Source organism: Citricoccus sp., from assembly GCF_035445025.1.
Lineage (GTDB): Bacteria > Actinomycetota > Actinomycetes > Actinomycetales > Micrococcaceae > Citricoccus.
Genome location: NZ_DAOMPX010000021.1, coordinates 1 through 26,759 on the forward strand (window position 1 = coordinate 1; position 26,759 = coordinate 26,759).

At 68.8% G+C, this 26,759-nt stretch carries 26 protein-coding genes; 10 read left to right on the forward strand and 16 right to left on the reverse strand.

The genetic code is table 11. The features are described from left to right. Both PLJ28_RS08525 and PLJ28_RS08530 read left to right on the forward strand, forming a co-directional pair. On the forward strand, positions 1–1,153 hold a 1,153-nt coding region (locus tag PLJ28_RS08525; protein WP_324590034.1), incomplete at its 5' end, for a hypothetical protein. 87 nt (positions 1,154–1,240) lie between these two features. After that, positions 1,241–1,567: a hypothetical protein gene (locus tag PLJ28_RS08530; protein WP_298043076.1), complete on the forward strand. Its 327-nt coding sequence runs from the start codon at positions 1,241–1,243 to the stop codon at positions 1,565–1,567. Between the two features lie 780 nt (positions 1,568–2,347). On the opposite strand, the gene PLJ28_RS08535 is transcribed toward PLJ28_RS08530, so the two are convergent. From PLJ28_RS08535 to PLJ28_RS08550, 4 genes are all read right to left on the reverse strand, one after another. Beyond that, complete coding sequence (locus tag PLJ28_RS08535; RefSeq protein ID WP_298043074.1) at positions 2,348–3,001, reverse strand: hypothetical protein; 654 nt, start codon at positions 2,999–3,001, stop codon at positions 2,348–2,350. After that, positions 2,998–3,378, reverse strand: coding sequence for a hypothetical protein (locus PLJ28_RS08540; RefSeq protein ID WP_298043073.1), 381 nt, complete (start codon positions 3,376–3,378; stop codon positions 2,998–3,000). Before PLJ28_RS08540 ends, PLJ28_RS08535 begins: the two co-directional genes overlap by 4 nt. Positions 3,379–3,924: 546 nt before the next feature. Beyond that, a complete protein-coding gene (locus PLJ28_RS08545; RefSeq protein WP_298043071.1) occupies positions 3,925–4,677 on the reverse strand; it encodes a metal-dependent transcriptional regulator in 753 nt (250 codons plus the stop codon). Positions 4,678–4,716: 39 nt separating this feature from the next. After that, positions 4,717–5,931: an Nramp family divalent metal transporter gene (locus PLJ28_RS08550; protein WP_324590035.1), complete on the reverse strand. Its 1,215-nt coding sequence runs from the start codon at positions 5,929–5,931 to the stop codon at positions 4,717–4,719. A 907-nt stretch (positions 5,932–6,838) separates the two neighbouring features. On the opposite strand from PLJ28_RS08550, the gene PLJ28_RS08555 reads away from it, so the two are divergent. After that, complete coding sequence (locus PLJ28_RS08555) at positions 6,839–7,084, forward strand: hypothetical protein (RefSeq protein WP_298043067.1); 246 nt, start codon at positions 6,839–6,841, stop codon at positions 7,082–7,084. Between the two features lie 201 nt (positions 7,085–7,285). Here the strand turns inward: PLJ28_RS08555 and lepB are convergent, their stop codons facing one another. From lepB to lspA, 7 genes are all read right to left on the reverse strand, one after another. Then, the gene (gene lepB / locus PLJ28_RS08560) at positions 7,286–7,741 is read right to left on the reverse strand and encodes a signal peptidase I (protein WP_298043065.1); all 456 of its coding nucleotides are present in this window, start codon (positions 7,739–7,741) and stop codon (positions 7,286–7,288) included. 65 nt (positions 7,742–7,806) lie between these two features. Further along, positions 7,807–9,423, reverse strand: coding sequence for a multicopper oxidase family protein (locus tag PLJ28_RS08565; protein ID WP_298043063.1), 1,617 nt, complete (start codon positions 9,421–9,423; stop codon positions 7,807–7,809). Positions 9,424–9,815: 392 nt separating this feature from the next. Continuing rightward, positions 9,816–10,283, reverse strand: coding sequence for a DUF4307 domain-containing protein (locus PLJ28_RS08570; RefSeq protein ID WP_298043061.1), 468 nt, complete (start codon positions 10,281–10,283; stop codon positions 9,816–9,818). Between the two features lie 292 nt (positions 10,284–10,575). Beyond that, entirely contained in the window at positions 10,576–11,271 is a 696-nt protein-coding gene (locus PLJ28_RS08575; RefSeq protein ID WP_298043059.1) for a vitamin K epoxide reductase family protein, read from the reverse strand. Between the two features lie 8 nt (positions 11,272–11,279). Then, entirely contained in the window at positions 11,280–12,032 is a 753-nt protein-coding gene (locus PLJ28_RS08580; RefSeq protein WP_298043058.1) for a DsbA family protein, read from the reverse strand. Positions 12,033–12,459: 427 nt separating this feature from the next. Further along, on the reverse strand, positions 12,460–12,792 hold the full coding sequence (locus PLJ28_RS08585; RefSeq protein WP_298043055.1) for an ArsR/SmtB family transcription factor: 333 nt from the start codon (positions 12,790–12,792) through the stop codon (positions 12,460–12,462). Between the two features lie 86 nt (positions 12,793–12,878). Further along, the gene (gene lspA / locus PLJ28_RS08590; RefSeq protein ID WP_298043052.1) at positions 12,879–13,394 is read right to left on the reverse strand and encodes a signal peptidase II; all 516 of its coding nucleotides are present in this window, start codon (positions 13,392–13,394) and stop codon (positions 12,879–12,881) included. Positions 13,395–14,622: 1,228 nt separating this feature from the next. Here lspA and PLJ28_RS08595 point away from each other — a divergent pair. From PLJ28_RS08595 to PLJ28_RS08610, 4 genes are all read left to right on the forward strand, one after another. After that, positions 14,623–15,000 (forward strand): ArsR/SmtB family transcription factor, encoded by a 378-nt coding sequence (locus PLJ28_RS08595; protein WP_298043049.1) that lies wholly within the window; start codon positions 14,623–14,625, stop codon positions 14,998–15,000. 230 nt (positions 15,001–15,230) lie between these two features. After that, positions 15,231–15,980, forward strand: a complete 750-nt coding sequence (locus PLJ28_RS08600; protein ID WP_298043046.1) for a cytochrome c biogenesis CcdA family protein — start codon at positions 15,231–15,233, stop codon at positions 15,978–15,980. Between the two features lie 128 nt (positions 15,981–16,108). Continuing rightward, positions 16,109–17,158 (forward strand): acyltransferase family protein, encoded by a 1,050-nt coding sequence (locus PLJ28_RS08605; protein ID WP_298043044.1) that lies wholly within the window; start codon positions 16,109–16,111, stop codon positions 17,156–17,158. A gap of 107 nt (positions 17,159–17,265) precedes the next feature. After that, complete coding sequence (locus tag PLJ28_RS08610) at positions 17,266–17,397, forward strand: hypothetical protein (protein ID WP_324590036.1); 132 nt, start codon at positions 17,266–17,268, stop codon at positions 17,395–17,397. A gap of 94 nt (positions 17,398–17,491) precedes the next feature. Here PLJ28_RS08610 and PLJ28_RS08615 read toward each other — a convergent pair whose 3' ends face one another. Together PLJ28_RS08615 and cmtR (PLJ28_RS08620) are read right to left on the reverse strand one after the other, a co-directional pair. Next, positions 17,492–18,091 carry a cadmium resistance transporter gene (locus PLJ28_RS08615; protein ID WP_298043086.1) on the reverse strand — a complete coding sequence of 200 codons (600 nt, stop codon included), beginning with the start codon at positions 18,089–18,091 and terminating at the stop codon, positions 17,492–17,494. Then, a complete protein-coding gene (gene cmtR / locus PLJ28_RS08620) occupies positions 18,088–18,447 on the reverse strand; it encodes a Cd(II)/Pb(II)-sensing metalloregulatory transcriptional regulator CmtR (RefSeq protein ID WP_298043084.1) in 360 nt (119 codons plus the stop codon). Before cmtR (PLJ28_RS08620) ends, PLJ28_RS08615 begins: the two co-directional genes overlap by 4 nt. 779 nt (positions 18,448–19,226) lie before the next feature. On the opposite strand from cmtR (PLJ28_RS08620), the gene PLJ28_RS08625 reads away from it, so the two are divergent. From PLJ28_RS08625 to PLJ28_RS08635, 3 genes are all read left to right on the forward strand, one after another. After that, the gene (locus tag PLJ28_RS08625; RefSeq protein ID WP_298043041.1) at positions 19,227–20,201 is read left to right on the forward strand and encodes a cytochrome c oxidase assembly protein; all 975 of its coding nucleotides are present in this window, start codon (positions 19,227–19,229) and stop codon (positions 20,199–20,201) included. Positions 20,202–20,324: 123 nt separating this feature from the next. After that, positions 20,325–20,960, forward strand: coding sequence for a copper resistance CopC family protein (locus tag PLJ28_RS08630; protein WP_324590037.1), 636 nt, complete (start codon positions 20,325–20,327; stop codon positions 20,958–20,960). Positions 20,961–21,078: 118 nt separating this feature from the next. Next, a complete protein-coding gene (locus tag PLJ28_RS08635) occupies positions 21,079–23,016 on the forward strand; it encodes a bifunctional copper resistance protein CopD/cytochrome c oxidase assembly protein (protein WP_298043036.1) in 1,938 nt (645 codons plus the stop codon). Positions 23,017–23,145: 129 nt separating this feature from the next. Here the strand turns inward: PLJ28_RS08635 and PLJ28_RS08640 are convergent, their stop codons facing one another. The 3 genes from PLJ28_RS08640 to ccsB all read right to left on the reverse strand — a co-directional run bounded on the left by PLJ28_RS08640 (position 23,146) and on the right by ccsB (position 26,757). After that, on the reverse strand, positions 23,146–25,116 hold the full coding sequence (locus PLJ28_RS08640) for a heavy metal translocating P-type ATPase (RefSeq protein ID WP_298043034.1): 1,971 nt from the start codon (positions 25,114–25,116) through the stop codon (positions 23,146–23,148). Next, positions 25,113–25,475, reverse strand: coding sequence for a Cd(II)/Pb(II)-sensing metalloregulatory transcriptional regulator CmtR (cmtR, locus tag PLJ28_RS08645; protein WP_298043082.1), 363 nt, complete (start codon positions 25,473–25,475; stop codon positions 25,113–25,115). The genes PLJ28_RS08640 and cmtR (PLJ28_RS08645) overlap by 4 nt, the downstream gene beginning before the upstream one ends. A gap of 166 nt (positions 25,476–25,641) precedes the next feature. Beyond that, positions 25,642–26,757, reverse strand: a complete 1,116-nt coding sequence (gene ccsB, locus PLJ28_RS08650; protein ID WP_324590038.1) for a c-type cytochrome biogenesis protein CcsB — start codon at positions 26,755–26,757, stop codon at positions 25,642–25,644. Positions 26,758–26,759: the final 2 nt, after the last annotated feature.

Consider the following 26,759-nt stretch of genomic DNA (forward strand, 5'->3'; position numbering starts at 1 on the left):
GCAAACCCTGACCACCGACACCGGGCAGAAGGTCCGGGTCTCTGACTTGGACACCGCCCCGGGCATCATCCTGGTCGACGCCACCAGCCCGGAGCAGATCGCCGCCGAACAGGCCGCCGCGGCCGCCGAGCAAGCCAAGCAGCGCACCGCCCACGACTTCCTCCCCGGTGAAGTGCTCGGTGAGAACATCGAGCACTTCGGCCACGCCGGGGACGTGGTCCGAATGGACCGTTCCGGCTACGGCAGCTTCCGGCCCGTGGCGGTCAGCCCGGACACCGGGCGCATCCGGGAGGGCACCCCGTGGCGCGTCGAGTCCCGCGAGTGGAAGACCATTCTCCCGGTCCGGCTCACCGACGCGCAGAAGACCGCCCTGTACGGGCAGCCCCAGTTCACGGTGTCGGTGGAGGACCTGCGTCCCGGGGACGTCGTGGCGGCCACGGATATCGACAACCACGCCCGCACCAAGGAACCCGTCACCATCACCCAGGTCACCGGCGACACCACCGTCAACCTCCGCTACCGGAACGAGACCGTCAGCGGGGAGGGCAAGAAACGCGCCGAGTCTGAGGTCACCGTCCTGGACCGCACCCACGGGGCCCTCACCGGCCACGAACTGCTCGCCCTCGCCCGGCCCGAGGCGGACCTGCCGCCCCGGATGGGGCTGCGCGAGCTGGCCCGGCAGGAGCCGTCCGGCCAGCACGTCCTCCTGGATCTGCCCAACGGGGGTGAGGTGCCCGGCGGGCTGGTGCCCGGACGGCTGACCGGCGTGGTCCAGGAGCAGAAGCCCGGCGCGATGGGACGGCGAATCACCGTGCACCACCTCGTCATCGAAACCGCCGACGGGGACACCGTGAAGGTCCCGGCCCAGCCCCCCGGCCACGCCACCATCACCGACCAACCGGTCAGCCTCATCGAACTGCGGCTGGCCCCGGTCCCCGAGGCCACGCCAGCAACCCCGGAGGCATCCACGGTCCCGGCGGGCACCACGGTCACCGGGGACGTCTACCAACGCGCCACGGCCCCATACACCGAACCCAAATCAACACCATCACCAATGCCGCGGACGCCGACGGAGCCGGAGCTGGACCAGGCCCTCGCCTACCAGCTGCACGCCACTCCGGGCGCGGCGACCGCCGCCCGAGGGCTGACATGAGGACCGGGCGCGTGCCTCTACCCTGGGGTGTCCCCGGCCTATGTCAGGGTGGGGTGAAGGAATGGGGACGAGCCAAGGGGGACTGGCATGAGCACCGCGGAACTGATCGGCTGGGCAGCACTGGCCATAGGCTTCGCCGGAGCCTTCGGCATCTTCTCCAGGGGCCACGCCCTGCGCAGGATAGGGAGCCTGGCGATGAGCGGCGGCCTGGTGGTCTTCTGTCTCATCACCCTGCACACGCCCCTGAACTACGCACTGTCCGGCAACCCGGCCCTGCCCATCATCTGGATTCTGATAGTCCCAACGCTCGGGATCACCATCAGCTGGCTGACCCGGTACTTCTACCGCGACCTCGACCTCTACGACGTGGAAGGATGCTATCCCGCTAATAGCAAGCATATAGCGGATAGATAGCACAGTGATATTAGGGGGAGCCGGTCGGGCACCGGCTGGACTCGTTCACGCTGACGCAAGACGGGACGCCGGCCGTCCGAAAAGTATGGACAAAAGTCCACTACCGACGCCGAGGGCCCCTTCACTACGGTGAAGGGGCCAGTGAGACGGTGCATGCGGATCATCAGATGGACGAAGCCCGGGGGATACGGGCCTATCGACAGGAGATCTGACAAGAGGCGGTGGCGTGAGCCGCCGCCTCTTTTGTGTCTCAGGGGAGCGTAGCCTGAACGCGTTCTGAACGCCACCGGAACTATCTTCCGGGGCGTGGCCGCAGCGCAGAGATGAGTGGCGGGTTATCGCAGGGCAGAGTCCATCCCTCCTCCTGAGCCCATCCTGCTACCGGGGACGGACACCTCATCCTCGGTGTGCTCCTCGAACTGCACGACGGAGTTGTACCGTTCCGGGCAGCGCCCGGGCCGGTCGGACGCCACCGACGGGTTCTCCGACTCGGACGGCGTGCACGGGAGCCGGGTGATGTGGGGTTCAGGGGACCGGCGCGGCGTTTCGCCTGAGGGCCTCGACGATGACCGGCAGCTCGCGGGGGAAGGAAGACCGGACGTCAGCGCCTGTAAGCCTAGTTAAGACCGGGCGAACCTAGCGCGCCCTCAGGATGGGGAGCCGGTAATACTCTGCCGTGTCGGCGAAGGCCGGGTCGGGGGCGACATTCTCAGAGGTCAGTTGCACCAGGTCGTTGCGCCCCGGCGGCAGGCCTTCATCGGCCCGGCGGTCCCAATAGGCTCAGCAGATCCCGGTCAGGGTTCGTGACGGATAGACAATGCCCAGCGGCTCGTGGCCGTCGCCGAGCATCTGGCGTTTGATGACGTGAGCCAGCAGGGTGGTCAGATCACGGTCCGGGCCGGTGACCTCGGTGGCAGTGAGCATGGTGACCTCACCCATGGCGCCGGCCGTTACCGATGCCAGCTCCTCGAGAGCCTTCAGCGTGTCCGGGTGGTCGATCCGAACCCACCAACCCTGGCGGGGCAAGCGGATCTCATAGATCGAGCGCTCCAGTTGCCAATCCACGGAGATCGCCCACGGCACGTCGACACCATTGGCCTTGGCCTCCGCGATAACCGCCTCGATGTACTCGTCCACGGTCATCCCGATGAACTGCGCGGTGCGGGCGATCTGGGCGCGTTCGGCCCGAAATCCGTTCAGGACTTCGGCGTACGCGCACCGGCGGGCCTCGGCCAGGTAAAGGGTGGACCCGATGGTGTCGTACCGGCCGCGGGCATCGCCGACGTCCGGGTCGAAGCCGACCGGCCGCGGCCCCACGTGGTCGTTCGGCCGGGCAGACAGCGCCCCGTACCGGTCCTTGGCGACTCGGAAGGCCGTCTGCCCGCCGGCCGCGACGAGGTGCAGGCCGGTCTTGGTACAGGTTCGTTCGGTCACGAGGCGTGGACGTCGTTCACGAACGCTTCGGCCGCGCCGAGGACTTCCCGGGTGCGTTGCTGCTGGATGTACAGCACCGGAAGGTTCTCCTCCAGCCGCGGGTTGGCGCCCATCAGCCACGCCAAGGCCACGTTGCGCCCTTCAGTCATTTCCAGGGTTCTCCACACCCGGTAACCCAGCCGCAGTCTCGCTTCCACTTCCGGCCTGGGTTCCGGGCCGTCCGGTTTGGCCCACTTGTGCGGTGACGTGCGGTCTTTGCTCCCCGCCATGGTCTGGACCACCGTGACGCCCACATTGGCGTTCAGTTCCCGGACCAGGTCGTGGATATTCATTCGCGTGGTGTCGCGGAAGACCCTGTCGCGCGTGGCGGATTCCATAGCTTGACAATGTCAGACAAGTCATGGCAAAGCAAGCCTAGATCAACGTCTAAGCAACAAAGAATCAACGCCGATAACCAGGATTACGTCAAGTAAATGCTTCACGCTTTGTACTTCCTGCACATCGTGAAGAAACGGATAACGGTGTGGCCGCTCCCCTCCACTTTCCCGAACTCTGCCCCTGACATTGCCGTTGAGTCGGCGGCCGGTCAGGATTGAGGTGACATGCCGGAAGTTTTCGACCCGCAGACGGCAGGTGGCTCCGCACCCGGATTTCGGTTGCTGCCGTGTTGGTGCATCCGATGACAGTTTCATTCATCTGGTGAGACCGTGTGAGAGGCACCGTGGTGGTCGATAAGGCGGATCGAGTGGTCTTTTTGGCCGCGGCGCCCCTGCTGCATCCGGTGCGGCAGATGGTCGAGGGCTGTCGCAATCCACAGCTGTCCCGGAATTGCACTCTGGTCAAGATTACGCCTTCACTTGAGACGCAGGGGCGCCAGTAAAGGATTAGCCATGTGCGAAGTTCACACATGGTGAGGACTCGGATCACGCTGCTGGCGCTCCTTTGGTCACCTTCTGACACGGCTTCGCCTGCATGGCTGGTGAAGTGTGGTTTTCCAGGGGGCCGGGAGTGGGTGTCACCCAGATGGCGCCGGTCTCCTCGGGACCCAGATGGATCGGTCCGTACGGTGGATCGAGGCGCCCGGTGATGGTGCCATCGCGGCGCCGATCGGTGATGTGTAGGGCCTGGCCGGGCACGAGGTTCTTCTCCCGGAGGCGGGTCAGCCGGTGCGGGTCGGCATCGGAGACGCGGGCCACGGTGTAGGACCCCGGAGTGGCGTGGCTCAGTCGGATGACGTCGGCGGGGCGGTGGAGGTGTCCGGTGGCGGTGGGGATGGGGTCACCGTGCGGGTCGGCGGCTGGGTGGTCGAGCAGGGTGTCGATGCGCTCGATCATGGCCTCGGAGGCGGCGTGTTCGAGCCGTTCGGCCTCCTCGTGGACCTCCTCCCACCGGTACCCCAGGACGGTGACCAGGAAGCTCTCCAGGAGCCGGTGCCGGCGCACCATGGCGATGGCGTACGCAGCTCCCTGCGGGGTGAGGGTGACGGGCTTGTAGGGCTGGTACTGGATCAGCCCCTGGGCGGCCAGCCGCTTGAGGGTGTCGGAGACGTTGGAGGCGGTGGTGCCCATCCGCTCGGCCAGGGCCTTGGTGGTGATCGGGGGGTCCCCCCATTCGGTGGCCGACCAGATGGCCTTCAGGTAGTCCTGGGCGATGGGGGTGATCGTGTCCAGGTCCATGGGGTCCACGCTATCGCTCTGTGTGCTTGCGGCCGGGGCTCAGCCCTGGCCGGTGACGGTCAGGGCGATCAGCGCGAGGTTCAGGGCCACGATCAGGGCCACGACCACCCAGGCGATGACGGTCAGCACCGTCTTGTTGACGAAGGCGCCCATCACGGTGCGGTTGCTGCTCAGCCGTACCAGCGGGACCAGGGCGAAGGGGATGCCCAGGCTTAGCAGCACCTGGGACAGCACCAGTGCCCAGGTCGGGTCCACCCCGGCGGCGATGATGATCAGGGCCGGGATCAGCGTGACCAGACGCCGGGTGTACACCGGGATTCGCAGGTGCAGCAGCCCGCCCATGATCGCTGCTCCGGCGTAGGAGCCCACCGCGGTGGAGGCCAGTCCGGAGGCCAGCAGGCCGATGCCGAAGGTGATGCCGATCACCGGGCCCAGGGCGGCGGTGATCGCCGCGTGAGCTCCTTCGATGGTGTCGGTGCCGGGCACCCCGGCGAGGTTGCCGGCGGCCAGCAGCAGCATGGCGATGTTCACCGAACCGGCTACCAGCAGCGACAGCACCACGTCCCACCGGGTCGCCTTGAGTAGTCGTGGCAGGGCCGTGGTGGGCACCGCGTGCCCGTGCCGGTCCCGGGCCAAAGAAGAATGGGCGTAGATGGCGTGGGGCATCACGGTGGCCCCGAGCATGCTCGCGGCCAACAACACCGTCTCGGGACCCTCAAACCGCGGCACGATTCCAGCGGCGGCCTCGGACCACGAGACGGAACCGAAGAACAGGCCGGTGACGAACCCGACGGTGACGATCACCAACAACCCGGTTACCACGAATTCGAAGACCCGCGGACCGCGGTGGGACTGCAGCGCCAACAACAGCATCGAGACCACCCCGATGATCACCCCGCCGGCCAGCAGCGGGATGCCGAAGAGGATGTGCAGGGCGATCGCCCCGCCGATCACCTCCGCCAGGTCCGTGGCCGCGGCCACCAACTCGGCCTGCACCCAATACGCCAGCCGCCGCACTCGTGGCAAGCGGTCACCGAGCAGTTCCGGCAGGGAGGACCCGGTCACCAACCCGACCTTGGCCGAGAGATACTGCACCAGCACCGCCATGGCGTTGGCGGCCACCAGCACCCACACCAGCAGGTACCCGTACTGGGCCCCGGCCGTCAGGTTCGCCGCGACATTGCCCGGGTCCACGTAGGCTACCGCGGCCACGAAGGCCGGGCCCAGCAACCAGGGCAGCGGCTGGCGGCGCACCCACTCCTCCCCCGACGGTCTCCCCACCGCCTGAGTGAACCCGTTCCGTACGCTACCGTCCGCCATGGAAAGTTAAGATACACGAACATTATTCTTTGGCGGGAGGGACGAGCCGCGGCAGTCGGGGAGAACTCCACGGGCCTAGGGAGGACTTGGCCAGGGCCCGGGTGATGCAGGGGCCAGTGGGCGACGTCGGCGGAGACGAATCCCAGCAGGGCCGAGCCGCGGGTGCGTTGCCATGACCGGCCGATCGTGTACAGGCCCCGGACCGGGGCTCCTCTTCTTGGGGCGATCAGGATGCCGTGGGGGTGCAGACCAGCCACCACGAAGTCTCACACAGCAGGTATACCCGTCCCCCCAGAGGGCGTGATGACATCGTGTGAGGTGGACAGGTGTGTCCAGCGGCCTTCCACCTGGACACCCTTCTCGATGTCGGTATCCCTGGCCGACCTAAACGGCATGGGATGCCACCGGAGGGATGTCACGTCGGCCATGCCCGGAGGCATGTGCAGGTGGTTCTGGCGCGTTGAGTACCCGTGGCAGGATGGCCGGGCTTTCCATCAAGATTTTTCTAGGGTCGTCTCGCGAGAATGCGGCATGGCCACCTCCCAGATCCTCAAGGACACCCACACCGAGACGAGACCACGGCGCGGGCCTGGCCGCCGCACCGTCCTGGCCGTGATTCCCGTGGCCGCCCTCGGAGTGATGGGTGGGGGACTCGGCGTCCACCGCCTGCTGAACCCGCCGCCGACCCCCGCGACGCCGTTGGGCGCCGTTGCCACCGTGGCCGGCGGGATGGCGTTGATCCAGGGCATCATTCCCCTGGAGTCGGCCACCTGGGTTCCCCCCCACACCGGCTCCGAACCTGGCGAAGCCGGTCGCCACTGGAGGTCACCGCGTCCGACTGTTGCTGGAGCTGACGGCCGTCGAGCCCGGTGGCATCGACTTTGTAGCGACCGACTACAGCGTGCAGGAAATCGTGGGGTTCACGGCTGGGCCGTTGTGGGCCAGCCACGAACGACATCGCATCGCCCGGGGTGAGACCCTGCCGGTGACGATGGTCTTCGAGATCCCCAACAAGAGCATCCAACTCGTCCTCCAGGGGCCGGGGTCCGCGCGCCTGGGCATGGGCTCGGACCACCACACGAGTTGAGCGGAGGGGTTACCGGGTTCGGTAGTGCACCACCGGCGTGGCGAGCCGGCGGTTCTCCAGCGTTCTACCTCTGATGGCACCCCCGCGGGAGATCGCCAGACCGGGGCGGGAGAGCACGGGATCACTGAAGCTTGGGCGCCGGTCGGTGACCGTGAGGTCGCTTCGCGTAGCGTTTTGGTCGGTGAGGGGCACCCGTGGAAATCACCCGGGCCCGTCCCAGAGGAACAGGACCCTGCCGCGGACCCGGTCCGCGGGAACCGGGCCATAGTGGCGGGAATCCACCGAGGCCTCTCGGTTGTCACCCAGCACGAAGACGCTGCCCGGGGGAACCCGCTGTGGTCCGAAGTAGGTGCCGTCGATGGCGGAGGCGTCGATCGCCGGTTCGGGCCGCTCGACCCCGTCGACGTACACCACCGCATCTTTGATGGCCATGTCCTGTCCCGCCAGGGCTATGACGCGCTTGAGCGTCATCGCCCCGTCATCGGGGGACTCGAAGACCACCAGGTCGTTGGGCTGTAGCCCGCCGACGGCGGCGGGTGTCTTGAGCACCAGGGTGTAGGCGCCGGGGTGCACCGCGGGGACCATGCTGTCGGAGGTGATGTGCACGGGTTCGATGACCCACCACCGCAGGGCGCCGAGCACCAGCAGAAATGCCACCAGCGCTCCGCCCGCCAGCCGGGCGGGACGAGCGGGATTCGGTCCCGTCGACCGCTGGGCGGTCATCAGTCGTCGTCGAATTCGGGCCGGGCCGCCTGGATCGGATCCCATGGGTCGTCTTCGTTGGCTTTCAGTCCGACCCGGAACTGCGTCATCATGTCATGGTCCTCATGGGGGAGGTTATGGCAGTGGATCATGTACCGGCCCTGGTGTGGGCCGAAGCGCATCAGCACCTTGACCTTTTCCCCCTCCCCCACGTAGACCGTGTCCTTGGGCCCGACCTCGTAGGGGAAGGGCGCGCGGCCGTTGCGGCTGATGACCTTGAAGTCGATCAGGTGGATGTGCATGGGGTGGAACCATCCGCCCGACTTGTTCTCGAACTCCCATTCCTCCACGGTGTTGAGGCCCACCTGGGCGAAGACGTCCTGGAATCCGCTGGCGATGATCTGCCCCCAGGACTGGTCGTCCAGCGTCCACAGGTTCGTCTTGTCATTGCGCTTGACCCGCATGGTCCGCTTCTTCACGGCCATCGAGCTGGTCAAACCCATCACGTCGTTGTCCGGGACCAGCACCGTGGGCAGGGTGTTCCAGGTGGGGTCGGAGGTGTCGAACGGGTCGTCCACCACGTCGAAGGCCATGATCTTGTCGGTGTGGTCGTAATCGCGGTTGTTCTCGTTGGAGCGGTTCCGCAGCTCCACCCGGGTGCCGGCCTTGTACTTCGAGAAGTCGATCAGGACCTCGTAGCGCTCGGCCCCGGCGTGACGCCAGTTGTCGACGGTAACGGCCTCGGGCATGAGCCCGCCGTCGGTGGCGACGATGGTCAGGGGCTCCCCCGACCGCAGGTAGGGCCGCAAGGACCGGGAGATGGAGGCGTTGAGCATCCTGAACCGGTAGATGCGCCGCTTGACCTTCATGCGCGGCCAGGGCACGCCGTTGACCAGGATGACATCCCCCCACAGGCCCGAACGCGACCTGTCGTCGTAGCTCAGGGCCCCGTCGCGGGCGAACATGGCGTCGGAGATCGTCAGGCCCACGTCGAATTCGCCCTGCGGCAGCAGGTCGCGTTCCTGCGGGTCGTGGATCAGGTACTGGCCGGCGAGCCCCGAGTAGACGTTCAGGGCGGTGAAGTGGGCGCTGTGGTCGTGGTACCAGAGGGTGCGCGCCGGCTGGTAGTTCGGGTAGTGGTAGGTCTTCTTGAAGCCGGTCATGGTCACGTCGTTGGCGTAGCCGTCGTACTGGGGCAGCGAGGCGGAGCCGTGCAGGTGGGTGGAGGTCGCCAGGACGTGTCCGTGCGCGGGGTGGGTCGCCGGCAGCTGGTTGCGCACCGTCAGCGTGGTCCTGGTCCCGCGCTCGACCTCGATGGTCGGGCCGGGGAAGATGCCGTCGTAACCCAGGATCGGGGTGCCCAGGCGCGGCAGGATCCGGGCGGTGGCGGCGCGTTGGGTCACCGTGTAATGCTCGATGCGGGCCCCGTCGTCCGGATCGGTCCCCACCGAGGTGGGCTTGAGGACCGGAGGTTGGGTGAACTCGGCCGCATAGGGCCGGGGCATCTGCCTGTCGTCGAGCTTGCTGGCGGACTTCGCTTCCACGCTCCCCCACGGGACCGCGGCGGCCCCGGCCGCCCCGGCGCCCATGATGCCGACTCCGCCGAGCAGGATGACTTGTCGTCGGGATACCGCCATGCTCATTCCTCACTTGCCCATATCGTGCCCTCCCTGGGAGGGAGTGTGGACGAACGAGCTTGGGAAAAACCAACATCGGGCACCCCACGGCGAGGAGGGCCGGCGCACCTCAGATAATGGCCGATAACTCGCACGGAGGGGCCAAAGCCGGAGGCCTCCTGCTCACTATTCGACCGTCGTTGACAGTGTCGACGTGTTCGTCCGCCCTGTCGCCCACGGATCAAGCCGACTCGGCGCCTGCCCGGGCAGTTCCTCGGAAAGTGGCCGGGGGCTCCATCGATGTGGCTGAGTCAGAGCTCCTGTTGACGGTGGTGCCTGGATTCAAGCTCCGAAGATGATTGGCGCAGGACCGCCTCGCTTTCCCAGCGGGGGTTCCGGCCGCCTCGTGGACGTCACGCAGGGTCGGGGATCCAGCAGGAGTTCACGCCGCCGGTGACGCCGAGCGCATCGGTGCGCAGGTTGACGTCGTAGTACTTCGTCTTGTCCGACGGGGTGTTGTCCGCGGGGGGTTTCTCGGGGTCGATGGTGACCGTGCGCCAACCGACCACGGCATAGTTTTCAGAGAGCACCTGGATGGCACACTCGACCGTGTCTTCGTAGTCCTTGGTGAGTTGGAACGTCACCGACGCCTGGGTGGGGGACTTGATGTTGTACCCCACGTCTTTCCAGTCCAGGGTCTGGGCGTTGGTGGCTGCGGTGATCCACACCGCGAGGGCCACGGCCGCGGCGATGGCCCCGGCGGCGATCCACTTGCCCCAGCGGGCGGGGAACGACGGCCTCGAGCTTTGGGGGCGTCCGTACCGGTTCGCCAGGCTGTTATCGGGCGCAGGATCTGCCGGTGCCTGGGATCTGGAACTCATATCACTCCATGATATCGCGGGGCGCCGCTGACCATCCCGGAACATCCGGGCCCCTGAGGTCCCCACGTTGCCGCCCCGCAATCCCCGGGTACGCCGTCGGCGGGTCGGGGGCGGGAGGACAAACGGTGAGCACGTGAGCAGTATTATCGCGCAGCACCGGGACGAACTGGGCGTCGGCCACGGGGCCAGCGCCCCGGAAATTCGTCGTCCCCGTGGGCCCGGCCGCCTCTGTTTGGTCGGCTCCTCCGGGTCGCTGCGGTCGTGCTGAGGGTGTGGGTGTGAGGCCGGGGCCTCAGTAGCCGATGCCGGTGAGGGCGGGGAAGAAGGCCCAGACCACCGAGCCGGCCACGACCACATAGGTGACAGCCACCAGAGTCCCGGCCCAGCCGGCCGCGAACCGCACCACCGCGGCGGGGGCGGGGATCACGCCGTGGACGAGGTTGCGCGCGGTGAGCAGGATGAACAGCGGGATCATCGCCGCCCAGACGATCATGCAGTACAGGCACAGGATGTGAATCACGAACAACGCCTGGGACCACAGCCAGAGAAGGAACACCGCCCCGAGGCTGACCCCGGTCTGCAGGCCGGCCCAGTACCAGCGCCCAGGTCGGGCCCCGGAGAGGACGACCATCGCGGTCGAGATCACCACGGCGAAGGCCACGACGCCCAGCAGTGGGTTGGGGAAGCCAAACAGCTCGGACTGCCAGGTGCCCATCACCCGTCCGCAGGACACCCACGGATTGATGTCACAGCTGGTGATGTGCCTGGCATCCTCGTACAACTCCAGGCGCTCCAGCACCAGGATCGCCGAGGCCACCCAGCCGACCACCCCGGTGACCAGCAGGATGAGACCGAACGGGCGGTGCCGGGCAACAGCCGGCACCCCCGCCGGTGCGCCCGGATCAGAATCGGCTGAGCGCTCTGTGGGGAGGTCGGTGAGGGGCTCAGCCTTCACGGGTGAGTCGGTGTTGGTCACAGGGGTGCTCATGGGGCCGGTCAGTCCGTCGTGGCGGCGGCGTCGATCTCGGCGCGGAACTGCTCCAGGGAGGTGAGGGTGAGCATCTCACCATCCAGGAAGAAGGTCGGGGTGCCCCTCACGCCCAGCGCGGTCCCGTCGGCCACGTCCACCTCGACCCGGGCGCGGGTGGCCGGGTCGGCCACCGCCTTGTCGTAGGCGGCCATGTCCAGACCCAACTCCTCGGCGTAGCCGCGGAACACCGCGCTCTTGTCCTCGGTGGCCTCGCCCCAGTCGGCCTGGGTCTCGAACATCCGCTGGTACATCGCCTCATACTGTCCCTGCTGGGCGGCGGCCTCCACGGCCACGGCCGCGGGCATTGCGTTGCGATGGCCGGGCAGCGGGAAATAGCGGTTCACGAAGGTCACCGTGTCGGCGTACTCGGCCCGCAGTTCCTCCACGACCGGATAGGCCGCCCCGCAGCCCTCGCACTCGAAGTCCAGGAACTCCACCAGCACGGCCTGCTCGTTCGGGGCCTTGGACAGCACCCGGCTGTCCGGGCGCACCACCGGAGCGGCCTCCGAGGCCGCGGTCTGCCCGGGCCCGGCGGAAGCGGTCTGCCCGGCCCCCTGCGGGGCGGCATCACGGGCGCCGCTGACGGCCACCGCCCCGACGATGAGCCCGGCGACCACCACGGCGACCAGCACGACCCAGACGATGGTCTTGGCCTTGCGGGACGTCGTGCCCGGGGTTGACGAGTTAGAGGGGGTGGGATTGCGGGTCGGTGTGCTCACAAGGAGGTCCAATCTGGTGGTGGCAGGAATCGCGGGCAGTGCAGGTCAGGGTCGGGATCAGGCGGGTCGCGGGTGGGGGTCAGTGGTGGTGGGCCGAGAGCACGGGAGTGTCGGAGTCGATGCGCGAGGCGTGCAGGTTGTGCACTTCCAGCACGTATGACAGCTGGCCCAGCCCGGTGCGGACCACTTCCAGGTCCAGGACCTGGAGGTGATGTCGAAGACCACGGCCAGCCAGCCCCGCCGGTCCGGCCCCGGCCGGGCAGGGGTATGTTCGTGTCCGCTCACACCAGCGTCTCTTTCCCTCGATGGGCCCTCCCCTAATCTCGTCAGTCTGACCGGGGATGCTGGAAACATCCTCAGTGCGCCCCGCAGGCGCAGGCAGTGCGGCGCTCGACCGTGAAGGGCGTGGGGGCCAGAGGCGGGGTGCTCATGCGCAGGTGCACCCTCCGGCGGAGCAGCAGTCCGGGTCGATGGCCACGGTCAGCTCCAGCAACTCCCCCAGGGCCTGGCCCAGTCGGGAGTCGGCCAGGGTGTACCAGACGTGGCGGCCCTGGGCGGTCGTGGCCACCAGCCCGCAGCCGCGCAGGCAGGCCAGCTGGTTGGACATCACCTGCTTGGAGACCCCCAGCTCCTGAGCCAGCTGGGAAGGCCGGGCCGAGCCGGCACGCAGGATCAACAGGATCCGGGTCCGGGTGTCATCCGCCAGGGCATGGCCCAGCCGGGACAACGCCGAGACATGCGTGAGGACCGTGGTGCTCATACCCAAAATGGTACAGAAGAATTTGTACCATCGCCGGTGGCGCCCCACGGGCGACTGGGCTTCGAAGCAGACATGGCCGGGGGCTGCTACAACTCCGAGGTGGGTTTGGGGGTCGGGTTCCACATCGTCCCCAGCAGCAGGGCGATGATCCCGGTGGTAACGAAGACGTCGGCGAGATTGAAGGTGGGGAACCAGCTGGTGTGCAGATAGTCCACCACCCCCGCCCCGTCGAGCCGGTCGAGGAAGTTGCCCAGGGCCCCGCCGAGCACCACGGCGCCTCCGGCGCGGGAGAGCGCGGTGAGGGTGGGAACCGAGGACCACAGATACCAGATCAGCCCGGCGGTGATCAGCCCGGTACCGGTGATGATGACCCAGGAGGGCAAAGCGGCGCCCAGGCTGAACGCCACCCCGGAGTTGTAGTACAGACGCAGATTGACCGGCCCCAACTCCACCGTCTTCCCGCCCGAGAGCCCGGCGACCGCGGCGGCCTTGACCACCAGGTCCACTGCGGCCAGCACAAGGGCCGTCAGGAGCAGGGAGATCCTGGCCCGCCGCAGACCGCGGGCCGGGGTCCCGACCGGGCGGGCCGGGGCAGTGCTCATGCGGTTGACTTCCCGGCCGCTATGGACGGGCCCGGACCGCGCCGGGGCAGCATCGCGCCCGCGTTGCTTGTGATCGTCATGGCGCGATATTAGCGCAATGGGTGATCCCCGGGCCGGCACTCCCGCCATCCACCACCCATGGCGCCCTGAGGCACCCGCCCCGACGGCCTGTGGAGGTGACATACAAAAACGGGCCCTGCGATTGCTGCTCGATGCGCGTGCCGCCCGCAAGGGCGGCCCCCAGGCCCTGGTCCGCCGGCGACGAGACCGCCTGGCGGTGATGGTGGCGCACGCCCGGACCTGCCCCCTGTGTTACCGCCGCCGCTACCAGCGGTTCCCGGCCCGCATCACCGACCCGCAGGTGCTGCCGAGTCCCACCCAGGCCGAGTTGATGACCAACTTCAAGTGGGTGACCGATCCGGTTCTCATCCTGGCCGACGTCCGGGCTTCGTGGCCGCCAGCTCGGACACCACCGGGGCTTGGGGGCTGTACCTGCTCGACGGCCGGTCCCTGGCCGTGACCGCTGCGATGGCCGGGCGGATGATCCACGACTGGCTCGCTCCGGCCGACCTGCTGCGCATCCTGACCCGGAGCGGGCATCTGGCCGTGGTGGCCGCCACCGGCGGGCACCACGCGTCCGGGGCAGTGCCCGCGGGGCTGCACCGGGGTCGGCCACCGCCCGCATCGGCACCTTCTCGGTGCACGACCCCTGACCACAGCTGGTGGAACAGCTCAACGCCTTCGGCCCGGCCGTGCTGGCCCCTTACGCCACCACCGGGGAGCTACTGAGATTCGAACAGGAAGCGGGCCGGCTGGACACATCCACCCGGGGTTGGTGATGCTCGCAGCCGAGGACGGATACGCCCGTACCGCCCGGCCTGCGCAGCCACGGTGCGCCACAGCTACGCCGCCACTGACTGCCCCTTCCTGAGCTACAACTGCACCGAGGGCTGGCTGCGTATCAACGGCGACCGGGTGTTCCTGGAGCCGGTAGCTGCCGACCACGCGCCCGTATCCGACGGGCAGCGCTCACACCGTGTTGGTGAACAATCTGGCCAACCTTGTGCAGCCGATCCTGCGTTACGACCTCGCTGAGAGTGTGCTGGTCCGCCCCGACCCCTGCCCCTGCGCCAACCCGTTACCAACCCTGCCGCGCCGCGGTCCGTCTGACCGGTCACCGTTTGAACGGGGACACGGGGGCGGCTGACCGCATTGCTATGATCGGTAGATGGCGATGATCTCTGACCGTGTCGGGCCCAACCTGGATCCGGCTGCGGCCCTATTCCATTCCCTGGGGGACCCTAGGCGCCTGGCCATCATGCAACGGATGACCCTGGGGGAGGTCCGCGTCGGGGATCTCGCCGGGGACCTGGGCCTGGCCCAGTCCACCGTCTCGGGTCATGTGGCGTGCCTGCGTGACTGCGGGCTCGTGCAGGGCCGCACCCAGGGGCGCAGCGTGTACTACTCCCTGGCCCGTCCGGAGCTGATGAACCTGCTCGCCGCCGCCGACGCCCTCCTGGCCGCCACCGGCAGCGCGGTGACCCTGTGCCCGAGCTACGGCATTGCTGCCCGACAGCACCGTCAGGACCACGCCACCACCCGGTGACCACCACCAACCCAGCTGTGCTGCTGCACTGCGCCCGCAGCAGTGACGCGCCTGCGGTGGGCCGCCGGTCCCACCGGTGAACCCCACTCCCCCTATCTTTGGAGATTGTCCGTCGTGCCCCGTCCTTCCACCCTGCCCCCTTCGATGACGAGGTCCGGGGCCGTTCTCCGCCGACGCCCCCATGGCGTCTGTGCCGACCCGATGGGCCGCACCAACGGACGGGGGCCGGTGTGAGCATCGGGAACTACTTCGCCGAGATGGTCAACTCCGGGGCGCTGCTCATCGCCGCCCCGCTGGCGATGATCGCCGGGATCGTCTCGTTTTTGTCCCCGTGCATCCTGCCGCTGGTGCCGGGTTATTTGGGCTACGTCTCCGGGCTGTCCAACCCCACCCACCCGGACAACCGCCGCCGGGTGCTGACCGGGGTCGGGCTGTTCATCCTGGGTTTCGCCGCGGTCTTCACCCTCTACGGGGCCGCCTTCGGTACCATCGGGCACTGGCTGGTGCGCTGGCAGGACCCGATGATCCGCGTCCTGGGCGTGCTGGTGATCGTCATGGGCCTGGTCATGGTCGGCAAGTTCTCCCTTCTTCAGCGCACCGTGAAGCCGACCGTGGCTCCGCGGACCGGGTTGGCCGGGGCCCCGCTGCTCGGGGTGGTGTTCGGCCTGGGCTGGACCCCCTGCATGGGCCCGACCCTGAGCGCGGTGCTGGCGTTGAGCACCACCACCGGGGACCCCTGGCGCGGGGCGCTGCTGGGCTTCGTGTACTGCCTGGGGCTGGGCATCCCGTTCCTGCTGGCCGCGGCCGGCATCAACTGGGTCACCACCACGCTGGCCTATATCCGCCGCAATATCCGGGTGTTCAACATCATCGGGGGCTGTCTACTCGTGCTCGTCGGTGTCCTGATGGTCTCCGGGCTGTGGATGCTGTGGATGTACCAGCTGCAAAACCTGGCCGGCACCTTCACCACCCCCGTCTAGGACCGAACGACCCCACCGGCATGGATCCGGAGACCTGCCCCGCGGGACATTGACACCGAAAGGCCCATATCTCTTACGCACTGACCCCCGCGGCACCGCCGCAACCCCGTCCACGCCGGAACACCGGCGTGGACGTGCTGCGTATCGTCTCGATCGTCGCCGTGGTCGCCGGCCACGCCTACGGGCCGCGGCTTCCCGGCGGGGAGTACCTGGAGATCTGGCGGATGCCGCTGTTCTTCTTCCTCACCGGCTACTTCTGGACCCGAGGACGCCCCTTCGAGCTCGAGCTCCGGGCCCGCTGGAAGAACCTTGCGGTGCCGTACCTGGTCTGGGCCGTGATCATGAGCGTGGCCGCCTGGGCGTGGACCCGAGACGCCCCCGACGGGTTCTGGCCACTGATGGCCACCGGTTGGTATGGCGGCTCGGACCAGGCCCCGCCGTGGTGGGCGTTCTGGTTTATTTCCGTGCTGTTCTTCGTTACTGTGCTGCGCCGCTGGTTGGAACGGTTCCCAGCGTGGGTGGCCTGGGCGGTCTCGGTGGTCGGACTCGTCCTGGCTCTGCTCCCGGACTCCCTGCTGGGCCGCACCCCGCTGGGGCTTGGGCTGGCTTTGCCGTGCCTGTTCTTCGTGCTGGCCGGCGAATGGTTCCGCTGCGGTGTCCTGCCCCGGATCCAGGGCAACCGGGCCCTGATCGGGGCCGGTTGCGTCGGCGTCGGGCTGCTGGCCGTCCGGCTCGGGGTGGAACCGCTGAACATCAAGTTCGCCGGCTTCGGCACCTTCCTGCTCACCCCGGTAGTGGGCGCCCTGACCGCCGCCGGCCTCGTGCTGATCTTCAGCACCGTGGTGGACCGGATCGTGCGAGGGTTGTCCCGGCCGGTCAGCGCCGTGGTGCGCACCGGCACCGTGGTGGTCCTCTTCCACGGGTGGGCTCTGGAAACCCTCGTGAACGTCGGTATTCTGCACGACGGCGCCAAGCTCGTCCTCACCGTGCTGATCAGTTGGGCGGTGGGGATGGCCATCAACGCCACCCCGCTGTCCCCGGTACTGGCCGGGGTGCCCACCCCGCTGTGGTGGACGCCCTGGCGGGCACGGCGCCAGGAGTACTCCGCGATCGGTAGAGCCCTGCCTCACCTTGAGGACAAGAACGACGCGGAGCGAAGCGTCTCTGCAGCGCGCTGAGCTCGGGGCATGACCGGTACTGGCGGGGTCCTCCTCTGTCCAGTTGGCCGCGGCCGGGGATCAGGAGGGTCACCGCCGCGCTGAGCTACATCCGCCGCAACATCCGGGTGTTCAACATCCTCGGCGGCTCCCTGCTGGTGTTCGTCGGGGTCCTGAGGGTCTCCGGGCTGTGGATGCCGGGGATGATGTGGATGGACCAACTGCAGAACCTGGCCGGCACCTTCACCACCCCCGTCTAGACCACGCCCGCACCCCACCGGCCCGGTCGCCGTGTGGCAACCGGGCCGGTGGGGCATGGACGAGCGGGCAGTGCGTGGCCGAGGGCCGGCGCGGTCAGAGGCCGAAGGCCCCGCCGCTGATGAGGATGAAGACGCCCAGGCCAATCAGCACGATGGGGAACAGGATGTGCTCCCAGCGTTCCAACACCTCGGCGATGGGTCGGCGGGTGGCGACGAACTTGGCCAGGCCCACCAGCACTCCCACCAGCACCAGGAACACCACGCAGTACGCGACCACGGCGCCCGGGCCCACGCTGAGGAAGACCGGGACGTAGACGCCGATATTGTCCCCGCCGTTGGCGAAGGTCACCCCGGCCACGGTCCAGGCGGCGACGTTCTTGCCCTCAATCTTGGCCTCGTCATCATCGTCGTCGTCCCCGCGCCAGGTCTGCCAGGCCGCCCACAATCCCAGGCCCAGCGGGATGAGCCCGAAGTACGGGATGACCTCCGGGGGCAGGAACGCCTCCGCGCCCAGCGAGACGAGCACGGCCGCACCCAGGATCCCGACAAACCCGAGGTACTGGCCGACCAGGATCCGGGCGGTGGTCCCGCGCTGGCCCGCGCCGCGGCCGAAGAATAACGAGAGCACGATGATGTCATCGATGTTCGTGACCAAAAACAGACCGACCGCCTGCAGGATCGAGGACAGGATCACGCACCCACCCCCGGGCGGCAGCAGCCGGGCACCGAGCACACAGGGTCCAGGCACGGGGTGCTCTCATCCACGGCCAGGGTGATATCGACCAGCGCGGTCAGCGCCCGCGCTAGGTGCGCATCGGCAATCTCATACCGGGTCTGGCGGCCCTCGGACACGGCGACCGCGATCCCGCAGTCCCGCAGGCACGCCAGATGGTTCGACACATTCGACCGGGTCAGTTCCAGGTCCCGGGCCAGCTCGGCCGGATAGGCCGGGCCCTGCAGCAGGGTCAACAGGATTCGGGACCGGGTTGGGTCGGCCATCGCCCGCCCCAACCGGTTCATCACCTCCACAAGAGAGGAAAGAGTCAGCATATACTGAACCTTACAGTCTTCACTGAACTCTTCGAGGCTGGCTGACCTCAACGGACATTTCTCGGCCACCAGGCCCGCGCAGAGCGCCACGCAGCCCTCCATGGTGTTGTAACCCTGCGGCCACTGGGCCGGGGTCAGCCCACGGCCGGTGAGCCGCTTCATGTCCACTGCGGCCGGGGTGGCAGCTGCGCCGTCCGCGGTCGCCTTGCAGGCGAGAGAACAGGATGCCCCTCGCCCCGAGGACCACCGGCAGGTCTCCGGCCCGGCAGTCAGTGGCGGATCGATAGGGCCGGTGATACGCACGCCCAGGGATGTCATGCCCGGGTTTCTCGCTGTCCGGCCAACCGCCAGGGGCGCCCCGGGGACGGGGGATCCGTCGAGCGTGTCCCGACAGGGGCACCCGGACTCCGGCACAGTCCATGAGGCCCTGGGCCGGTGGTCGGTTGCCAGGGAACTTTCAGCCGCTGTGCGGGTGGGACCCACAATGCGGTCCTATGCTGGTGGCATCTCCTCAAGGCAGAAGAGATGCTGACTAGGGGCCCCGGGGCCGGTACGCGGTTTGATCCTTTTCTCGCGGCCGGGCTGATCCCCGGGGCCCCGTTTTGTCCGGGTTCACGCGCGGTACCCTGCCCGTGAGGACCCCTGAGCCCAGCGTTGTCAACAAACTGCCTTCTGCAGGGCCCTGGGGCGAGCCGCCCTTCACGCCGATGAGCCGGGAACGGCCTCCGCCCGCGGGGCGTGGGAGACTGGGACGATGACAGTGGAGGCTCTCTGTACCGATGGGTGAGCGCAGTATGGACGGGCCGGTGTGGATCCCCACGGAGCCTCCCAGCATGGAGAACTTCCTGGCGCCCACGCTGCAGCCGATCCCGCTGATCCCTGCCATCGCCGTGGTGCTGGGCGTGCTGTACCTGGCCGGCGCGGTGCGGTTGTGGAGCGCGCGGCGGCGGTGGCCAGTGTGGAGAACCCTGTGTTTCGTGGTTGGGTGCGCCGCGATCGCGGTGACGATGGGCGCTGGCATCGAGGGTTATGGGCTGAAGATGTTCTCGGTGTTTATCTTCCAGCAACTGACCTTGATGATGGCCATTCCCCCGCTGCTGGTGTTGGGCAGTCCGGGCACCTTGTTGTTGCGGGCCACCCCCCACCGCGGGCCGGGCACGGCGGTGCTGCGATGGGCCCATGCCGGTTTGCGGTCCCGATGGGGCCGGATCGTCCTGCACCCGGGTTTCACCATCCCGCTGTTTTTGATCACGTACTACGGGATCTATCTCAGTGGCCTGGACGACCGGTTATTGCCCACCTGGTACGGCCACACGGGGCTGGAGCTGTTGTTCCTGGCCGCGGGGGTCCTGTTCACCGTCCCGCTGCTCTCCAGTGATCCGTTGCCGGCCAAGCAGGGTTATGGTGGGCGCCTGCTGGACGTGGCCATCGAGATGCCGTTGCATGCCTTCTTCGGGGTGGTCCTGATGATGGCCACCACCCCGATCGTGGAGTTCTTCGCCACTCCGCCGGCCAGCTGGGACCTGGACCCGATGGTCGACCAGAAGGTCGCCGGCGGGCTGGCCTGGGCTTATGGTGAGTTGCCGACCGTGCTGATCCTGGTGTTTATCGCGCACCAATGGTTCCGCGCCGATACCCGCCAGGCCCGCCGGGCCGACGCCGAGGCCGACCTGCATGGCACCCCGGAGCTGGATGCGTACAACGCCTACCTTGAACAACTCGCCACCGAAACGCCCTCCGGCACCTCCCGGTGACCACCGCCTCCGGCCCTCCCCTAGGGGCAGCACTACTACCCCGATGCACCACAGGTCACACCTGACGGCGCAGGCGGGCACCGTTGGTAGGCTGGGGGCGTTTTCTACAGGAGGTAGAAGTTGTTGCGTCCATACGCTGCCCGGCCCACCGTGCCCATCCTGGCCGTGCTGGCCGCCCTGGTGCTGGCCCTGTTGGGGCCACTCTCTCCGGCCGCGGCCCATGATGTCGTGACCGGCACGAATCCCTCCGACGGGCAGGCCCTGGAGACGGCGCCGGAGGCCATCGAGGTCTCCTTCAGCAACACCCCGCTCGCCCTGGGCGCGGTGATCCTGGTCGAGGACGCCCAGGGCGCGGACTGGACCACCGGGGAGGTGCAAATCGACGGGAACAGCGCCGCCCAACCACTGCGGCCCGACGCCCCGGCCGGAGAGTACACGGTGACATGGCGGGTGGTGTCCTCGGATTCCCATCCGATCGAGGGCAGCTTCGACTTCACCGTGACCGGGACGGAAGCCCCAGCGTCACCGTCCGGCGCCCCGGTCACCGCGCCGGCCCAGCCGGTGCCCACCGCCTCGGAGCCCTCGCAGGCCGAGCCCACCGCCGAGACCGGCGCCGAGCAGCCGGGCGCCGAGGAGCCCGCTTCGGGGTTCCCGGTCGGCTTCGTGATCGTCCTGGCGGCCATCCTGGCGCTGGCGCTGGTGATCGTCGTCGCGACCCTGCTGGCGCGCCGCCGCGCGGGTGCCACGGGCACCGAGTGAGCACCCGGTGAGCACCGCCGGCCCACCGGTGCCGGCCCCGATGGGCCCACCGCCAGCACCGGACGTCCCGAACAGCGCCGCTGCCTCTGACCGGCCGGGACGGTCGACGCCCTGGCTGGTGGCCGCGTTCATCCTGGCCGCGGCCACCGTCGTGGCCAGCGCTGCGTACACCGGGGCCCTCGCCGAACGAGAGGCCCTGGACCCGGGGGCCCTGGCCCGGTGGGTGCTGCCGATCGCGGTGACCGTGCACCACCTGGCGCTGGCCGTGGTGGTGGGCTGCCTGCTGTTTGCGGCCACCGTCCTGCCGCCCCGGCGCGCCGACACCCCGGTCCTCGGGGGCCGGCAGGGCGCCCGCGACTCCCATCCGGCGTCCACCCGGGTCATGACCGCCGCCTCGGCCGTGTCCGTACTCTGGGCGCTGTCAGCGGTGCTCGTCCTGGTGTTCACCTATGCCGATCTGTCCGGCCAACCGGTGTCGAGCAGCGAGGCTTTTGCCCGGGAGCTGGTGTACTTCGTCACCGACCTGGTCGTGGGCCAGGCGTGGGCCACCGTCGTGGTGATCGCCTTCGTCGTGTCCACCCTGACCTTCCTCGTCCGGTCCCCGGCCGGGCTGGGCGCCACGGCCCTGCTGGCCGCGGCGGCGGCCATCCCGATCTCCCTGGTCGGCCACGCCGCCGGCAGCGACGATCATTATGCCGGCGTCGGGGCCCTGGTCGTGCACTGGCTCGGGGTGCTGGTCTGGGTGGGCGGAGTCGCCGCCCTGACGGTGATCGCCCCCACGCTTAACCCCTCCCGGGTCGGAACCGATGCCCCCGGCGGTGACCGGTTGGCCAGGACCGTCCTGGAACGCTTCTCGGCCCTGGCTGGGGTGGCGTTCTTCCTGGTGCTGGCCTCCGGGGTGGTGAACTCCGTCTTGCGTCTGGGCTCATGGGAGGGACTGGTCAGCCCGTACGGGCAGTTGGTCCTGCTCAAGGCGGCCGCGACAGTGCTGCTCGGGGCCATCGGCCTGGGCCACCGCCGGTGGGCCATCGCCCGGCTCGGCACCGTCCCGGCCGACCGGACCGCCTGGCGGCTGGTGGTGGCCGAGCTGGGCATCATGGCCGGCATCATCGGGGTCACCGCCGCCCTGGGGCGCACCGCCCCCCCGGTCCCGCAGGAGATCAAACCGGCGGCCACCCCGGCCCAGATCCTCACCGGCTACCTGTTGCCCCCCGAACTGACCTGGGAGAAGTGGCTCACCGAATGGCGGTGGGACTGGCTCTGGGTTGCGGCCACCGTCGCCGCCGCCGCCGTCTACCTCCTCGGAGTGCGTCAGGCCCACACCTGGGCCTGGCCGCGGACCGCCAGTTGGCTGACCGGGTTAGGTCTGCTGCTCTACGTCACCTGCTCGGCGCCGACGATCTACGGCATGGTGCTCTACAGCGCCCACACCCTGATGCTGCTCGCCTTGGCCGTGCTCGTTCCGCTGCTGCTGACGCTCGGCGCGCCCCTGCAGCTGGTCGCTGCGACCGTGCCTCGACGCACCGACGGCAGCCGGGGCCCCCGGGAATGGTTGGACGCGGCCCGCCCCGCGTTGTCGGCCCCGGCCCTCAGCGCCGCGGTACTGGCCGTCTCGCTCGGGCTGCTCTACTACACACCACTCTTTCGCCTGGTGCTGGACTACTGGCTCGTGCACCAGGTGGCGAACCTGTACTTCCTCGGGGTGGGGTTCTGCTTCATGACCGCGGTGCTGGGGCCCTCCGACGGGCGTCCGGCGTCGCGAGCCGCCCGGATTCGCACCGCGGCGGTCCTGACCGCCGCACTGCTGATTTGGGCCGTGGTGCTGGCCGCCGGTGTCCTGCCGGTGCTAGAACCGGACTGGTTCGTCGGCATGGCGCGCACCTGGGGGCCACCGGTCACCCTGGACCAGCAATTGGCCGGCATCTCGGTGCTGACGGCCGGGTTCGCTCCGATGGCCTTCCTGCTCACCGCATTGATTCTGTCCCGGCCGGATGCGCCCACCGGGCGCCCACGAACCGGGACCTCGCGCCCCGCCCCATCCGACGTGGCAACCTGAACCTGACCGAGACCTCACCCTGATGCCGCTGCCACCCTAGCGGGGGTCCGTGCCGCGGTGGTGCGGGCCCGGGTGTCGCTTGCCCCGAGAGCGACACCCGGGCCCGCCATCCGGCAGGTGCCGCCCCGGTTAGGCCGCCGGCACCTGTTGGCCGGTGGGCGCGGCGGCGCGGCCAGCGGGCTGGGCGGTGGGCCTGCGGGGGGTGCGGGCGGCGCGCAGGCCGTTGGCGATGACGATCACTTCGGCCACCTCGTGGACCAGCACGACGGCCGCCAGTCCCAGCACGCCGGTGATGGCCAGCGGCAGCAGGATGATGATGATCAGCAGCGACAGGACGATGTTCTGGTTGATGATCGCCCGGCCGCGGCGGGCGTGGGCCAGGGCCTGCGGGATCAGCCGGAGGTCGTGGCCGGTGAAGGCGACGTCCGCGGACTCGATCGCGGCATCGGAGCCGGTGGCGCCCATCGCGATCCCCACGGTTGCCCCGGCCAGGGCCGGGGCGTCGTTGATGCCGTCACCGATCATGGCCGTGGGCCGGGTGCGGGCCAGCTCGGTGACGAGGCGGGCCTTGTCCTCGGGGCGCAATTCGGCGCGCACATCCTCGATGCCGGCCAGGCGCCCCAGGGCGTGCGCGGTCCGGGCGTTGTCCCCGGTGAGCATGGTGATGTGCATCCCGTGAGCGTCCAGGGTGCGCACGACCTCGGGGACCTCGGGGCGCAGTTCATCGCGGACCCCGATCGCGCCCACCACTGTGCCGTCCCGGGTCACCAGCACACAGGTCTGGCCGTCCGCCTCCAGAGCTTCTACTCGGGGCCCGAGCGGGCCGGGGTCGATCCATCGGGGGCTGCCGACCGTGATCGGACGCCCGGCGACTGTGCCGGTGAGGCCGTGACCGGCCTGCTCGGACACGGCCTGGGCCGCAGTGGCAGTGGGGGCAGCGGCGGTGATGGCGGCCGCCAGGGGGTGGGTGCTGTGCTGCTCGAGTGCGGCCGCCCAGGCCAACACCTGGTCCTCGGTGTTCCCGTCGCTGGTGATCACGGTGGTCACGGTCGGGGCGTTGCGGGTCAGGGTTCCGGTCTTGTCCACGGCCAGGTGCCGGATGCCGCCGAGGCGTTCGAAGGCGGCACCGGACTTGATGATCACCCCGAACTTGCTGCCCGCGCCGATCGCGGAGACCACGGTCACCGGCACCGCGATGGCCAGGGCACACGGCGAGGCGGCCACCAGCACCACCAGGGCCCGGGTGATCCACAACTCCGGGTCACCGACCAGCGATCCGATCACCCCGACCAGCACGGCCAGGATCATCACCCCGGGCACCAGCGGCCGGGCGATCCGGTCCGCCAACCGGGCCCGGTCTCCCTTCTGCGCCTGGGCCTGTTCGACCAGCTCCACGATCGTGGTCAGCGAGTTGTCCGTCCCACCGGCGGTGGTCTGGATCTGCAGGGCCCCGGCGGTGTTGATCGCCCCGGCCGACACCGCCTCCCCCGGGCCGACCTCCACCGGGATCGACTCCCCGGTGATCGCCGAGGTGTCCAGGCTGCTGCGCCCGGTCCGCACGATGCCATCCGTGGCGACCCTCTCCCCGGGCCGCACCAGCAACACCTGACCGACCGTGAGCTCTCTGGCCGGGATCACCGCCGGTGCGCCGTCGCGCAGCACCGTGGCGGTCTCCGGCACCAGCTTCAGCAGGGCGCGCAACCCACCGCGGGCCCGGTCCATCGCCTTGTCCTCCAGGGCCTCGGCGATCGAGTACAAAAACGCCAGCGCCGCGGCCTCCTCGACATAGCCCAGGATCACCGCCCCGACCGCACTGATCGTCATCAGCAATCCGATGCCGACCCTGCCCTTCGTGAACAGGTTGCGCATCGCCCCGGGCACGAACGTGGACGCGCCCAGCACCAACCCGATCCAGAACACGACCAGCGCGGCCGTCGGGGCGGAGGACCACTCCAGGATCAGGCCGGTCAGGAACGCGACCCCGGAGAGCACCGGGATCAGGATGCCCCGATCACGCCACCACGGGGCCTGCACCTCGTTCGCCTCGTTGCTCACTGCTGGCGTCGGGGAGGGTTCTTCGCAGCCACACGCCGAACTCACAACGCGCCCTCCCGTCCGGAGCAGCACCCGGCAACGGTGCAGGCCGGATCCAGGCACGGCACGGTCTCATCGACCGCGAGGGTCACCTCCACCAACGCGGTCAGCGCCGCCGCCAGGTGCGGATCGACGATCTCATACCGGGTCTGCCGGCCCTCCGGCTCCGCCGCGACTAACCCGCACCCGCGCAGACAGGCCAGATGGTTCGACACATTCGTGCGCGTCAACCCCAGCTCGCGGGCGAGCCGGGCCGGATACCCGGGCGCCTCCAACAGGGACAGCAGGATGCGCGATCGCGTGGGATCGGCCATCGCCCGACCCAACCGGTTCATCACGTCCACGCGCGAAGCAATAGTCAGCATGCGCTGACTATACAGCACGTGATGACCTTACCGTGGTCGATGGCGGTGAGGCGTCCACCCCGGGCGCGAAGGGATCGACCGCCCCGCGAGCCCTCCGGACCTCTCGGGGCGAGCTGGCGCTGAGACCCCGGCCCGGTTCGATGTGACCGGTGCCCCTTCTTTGTTCTTAGGAGGGCAGGCCGGCGTAGGAGTGCAGTCCGGGGAAGTAGGTGTTGACGATGGTGAAGTTGAAGACGATGCAGGCGTAGCCGATGATCGAGAGCCAGGCGGCGCGTTCCCCGGTCCAGCCGCGGGTGGCGCGGGCGTGCAGGTAACCGGCGTAGATCACCCAAATGACGAAGGTCCAGACCTCCTTGGTGTCCCAACCCCAGTACCGGCCCCAGGAGGCCTCGGCCCAGATGGCCCCGGCGATCAGGGTGAAGGTCCACATCACGAAGCCCACGGCGTTGATCCGGTAGGCCCAGTTCTCCAGGCTCAGCGCCGAAGGCACCAGCCGCATGAAGGCCCACCCCGGGGTAGTGCCGGCCCGGGCCTTGGCCTCGCGGCGGTGCTGGATGAGCTGGAGCACGCTCATCGCGAAGGTCAGGGTGAACAGCGCCGAGGCCAGCACGGCGATCGAGACGTGGATGACGATCCACGGGGACTGCAGGGCCGGCTGCAGGTGCGCGATGGGCGTGGGGAAGCCGATCGTGGCCGCGGCCATCATGATCACCACGAGCCCGGTCACGAAGGTGCCCAGGAAGCGGAGATCCTTGCGGATCAGGAACAGCAGGTAGACCACGGCGACCAGCATCGCCCCGGTGGTGCAGAACTCGTACATGTTGCCCCAGGGCACCCGGGACGCGGCCACGGCGCGGGCGATGACGGCGAAGGCGTGCAGGGCGGCGGCGATGACCATCAGGGCCACCGCGACGTTGGCCACCGGGCGGGCGGTGGTGCCCAGGTAGTCCATGTCCTCATCCACCAGCTCACCCCCACCCGCACCGGTGCCGTTCGTGTGGGCGCCGGGTACCGCCCGTGGGCCCGTAGTCCGGGCCGAACCCCCCACGCCGGCGCCCACCAAATGCTCCCGCCGCGCCACAGATTCGGCGGCGTCGGCGGTGTCGGCGGTGTCCTGTTGTCGTTCTCGTTCTCGGGCCAGTTCGGTCTCCAGTGCGCGGATGGTCTTGGAGGAGGTGGCCAAATCCAGGGCGAACAGGATGAAGGCGACGGCGTAGATCAGCGCGGCGATCAGCATGAACAGGTCGCTGTAGCTGGCCAGCTGCAGGTTGATGGACGGCATGG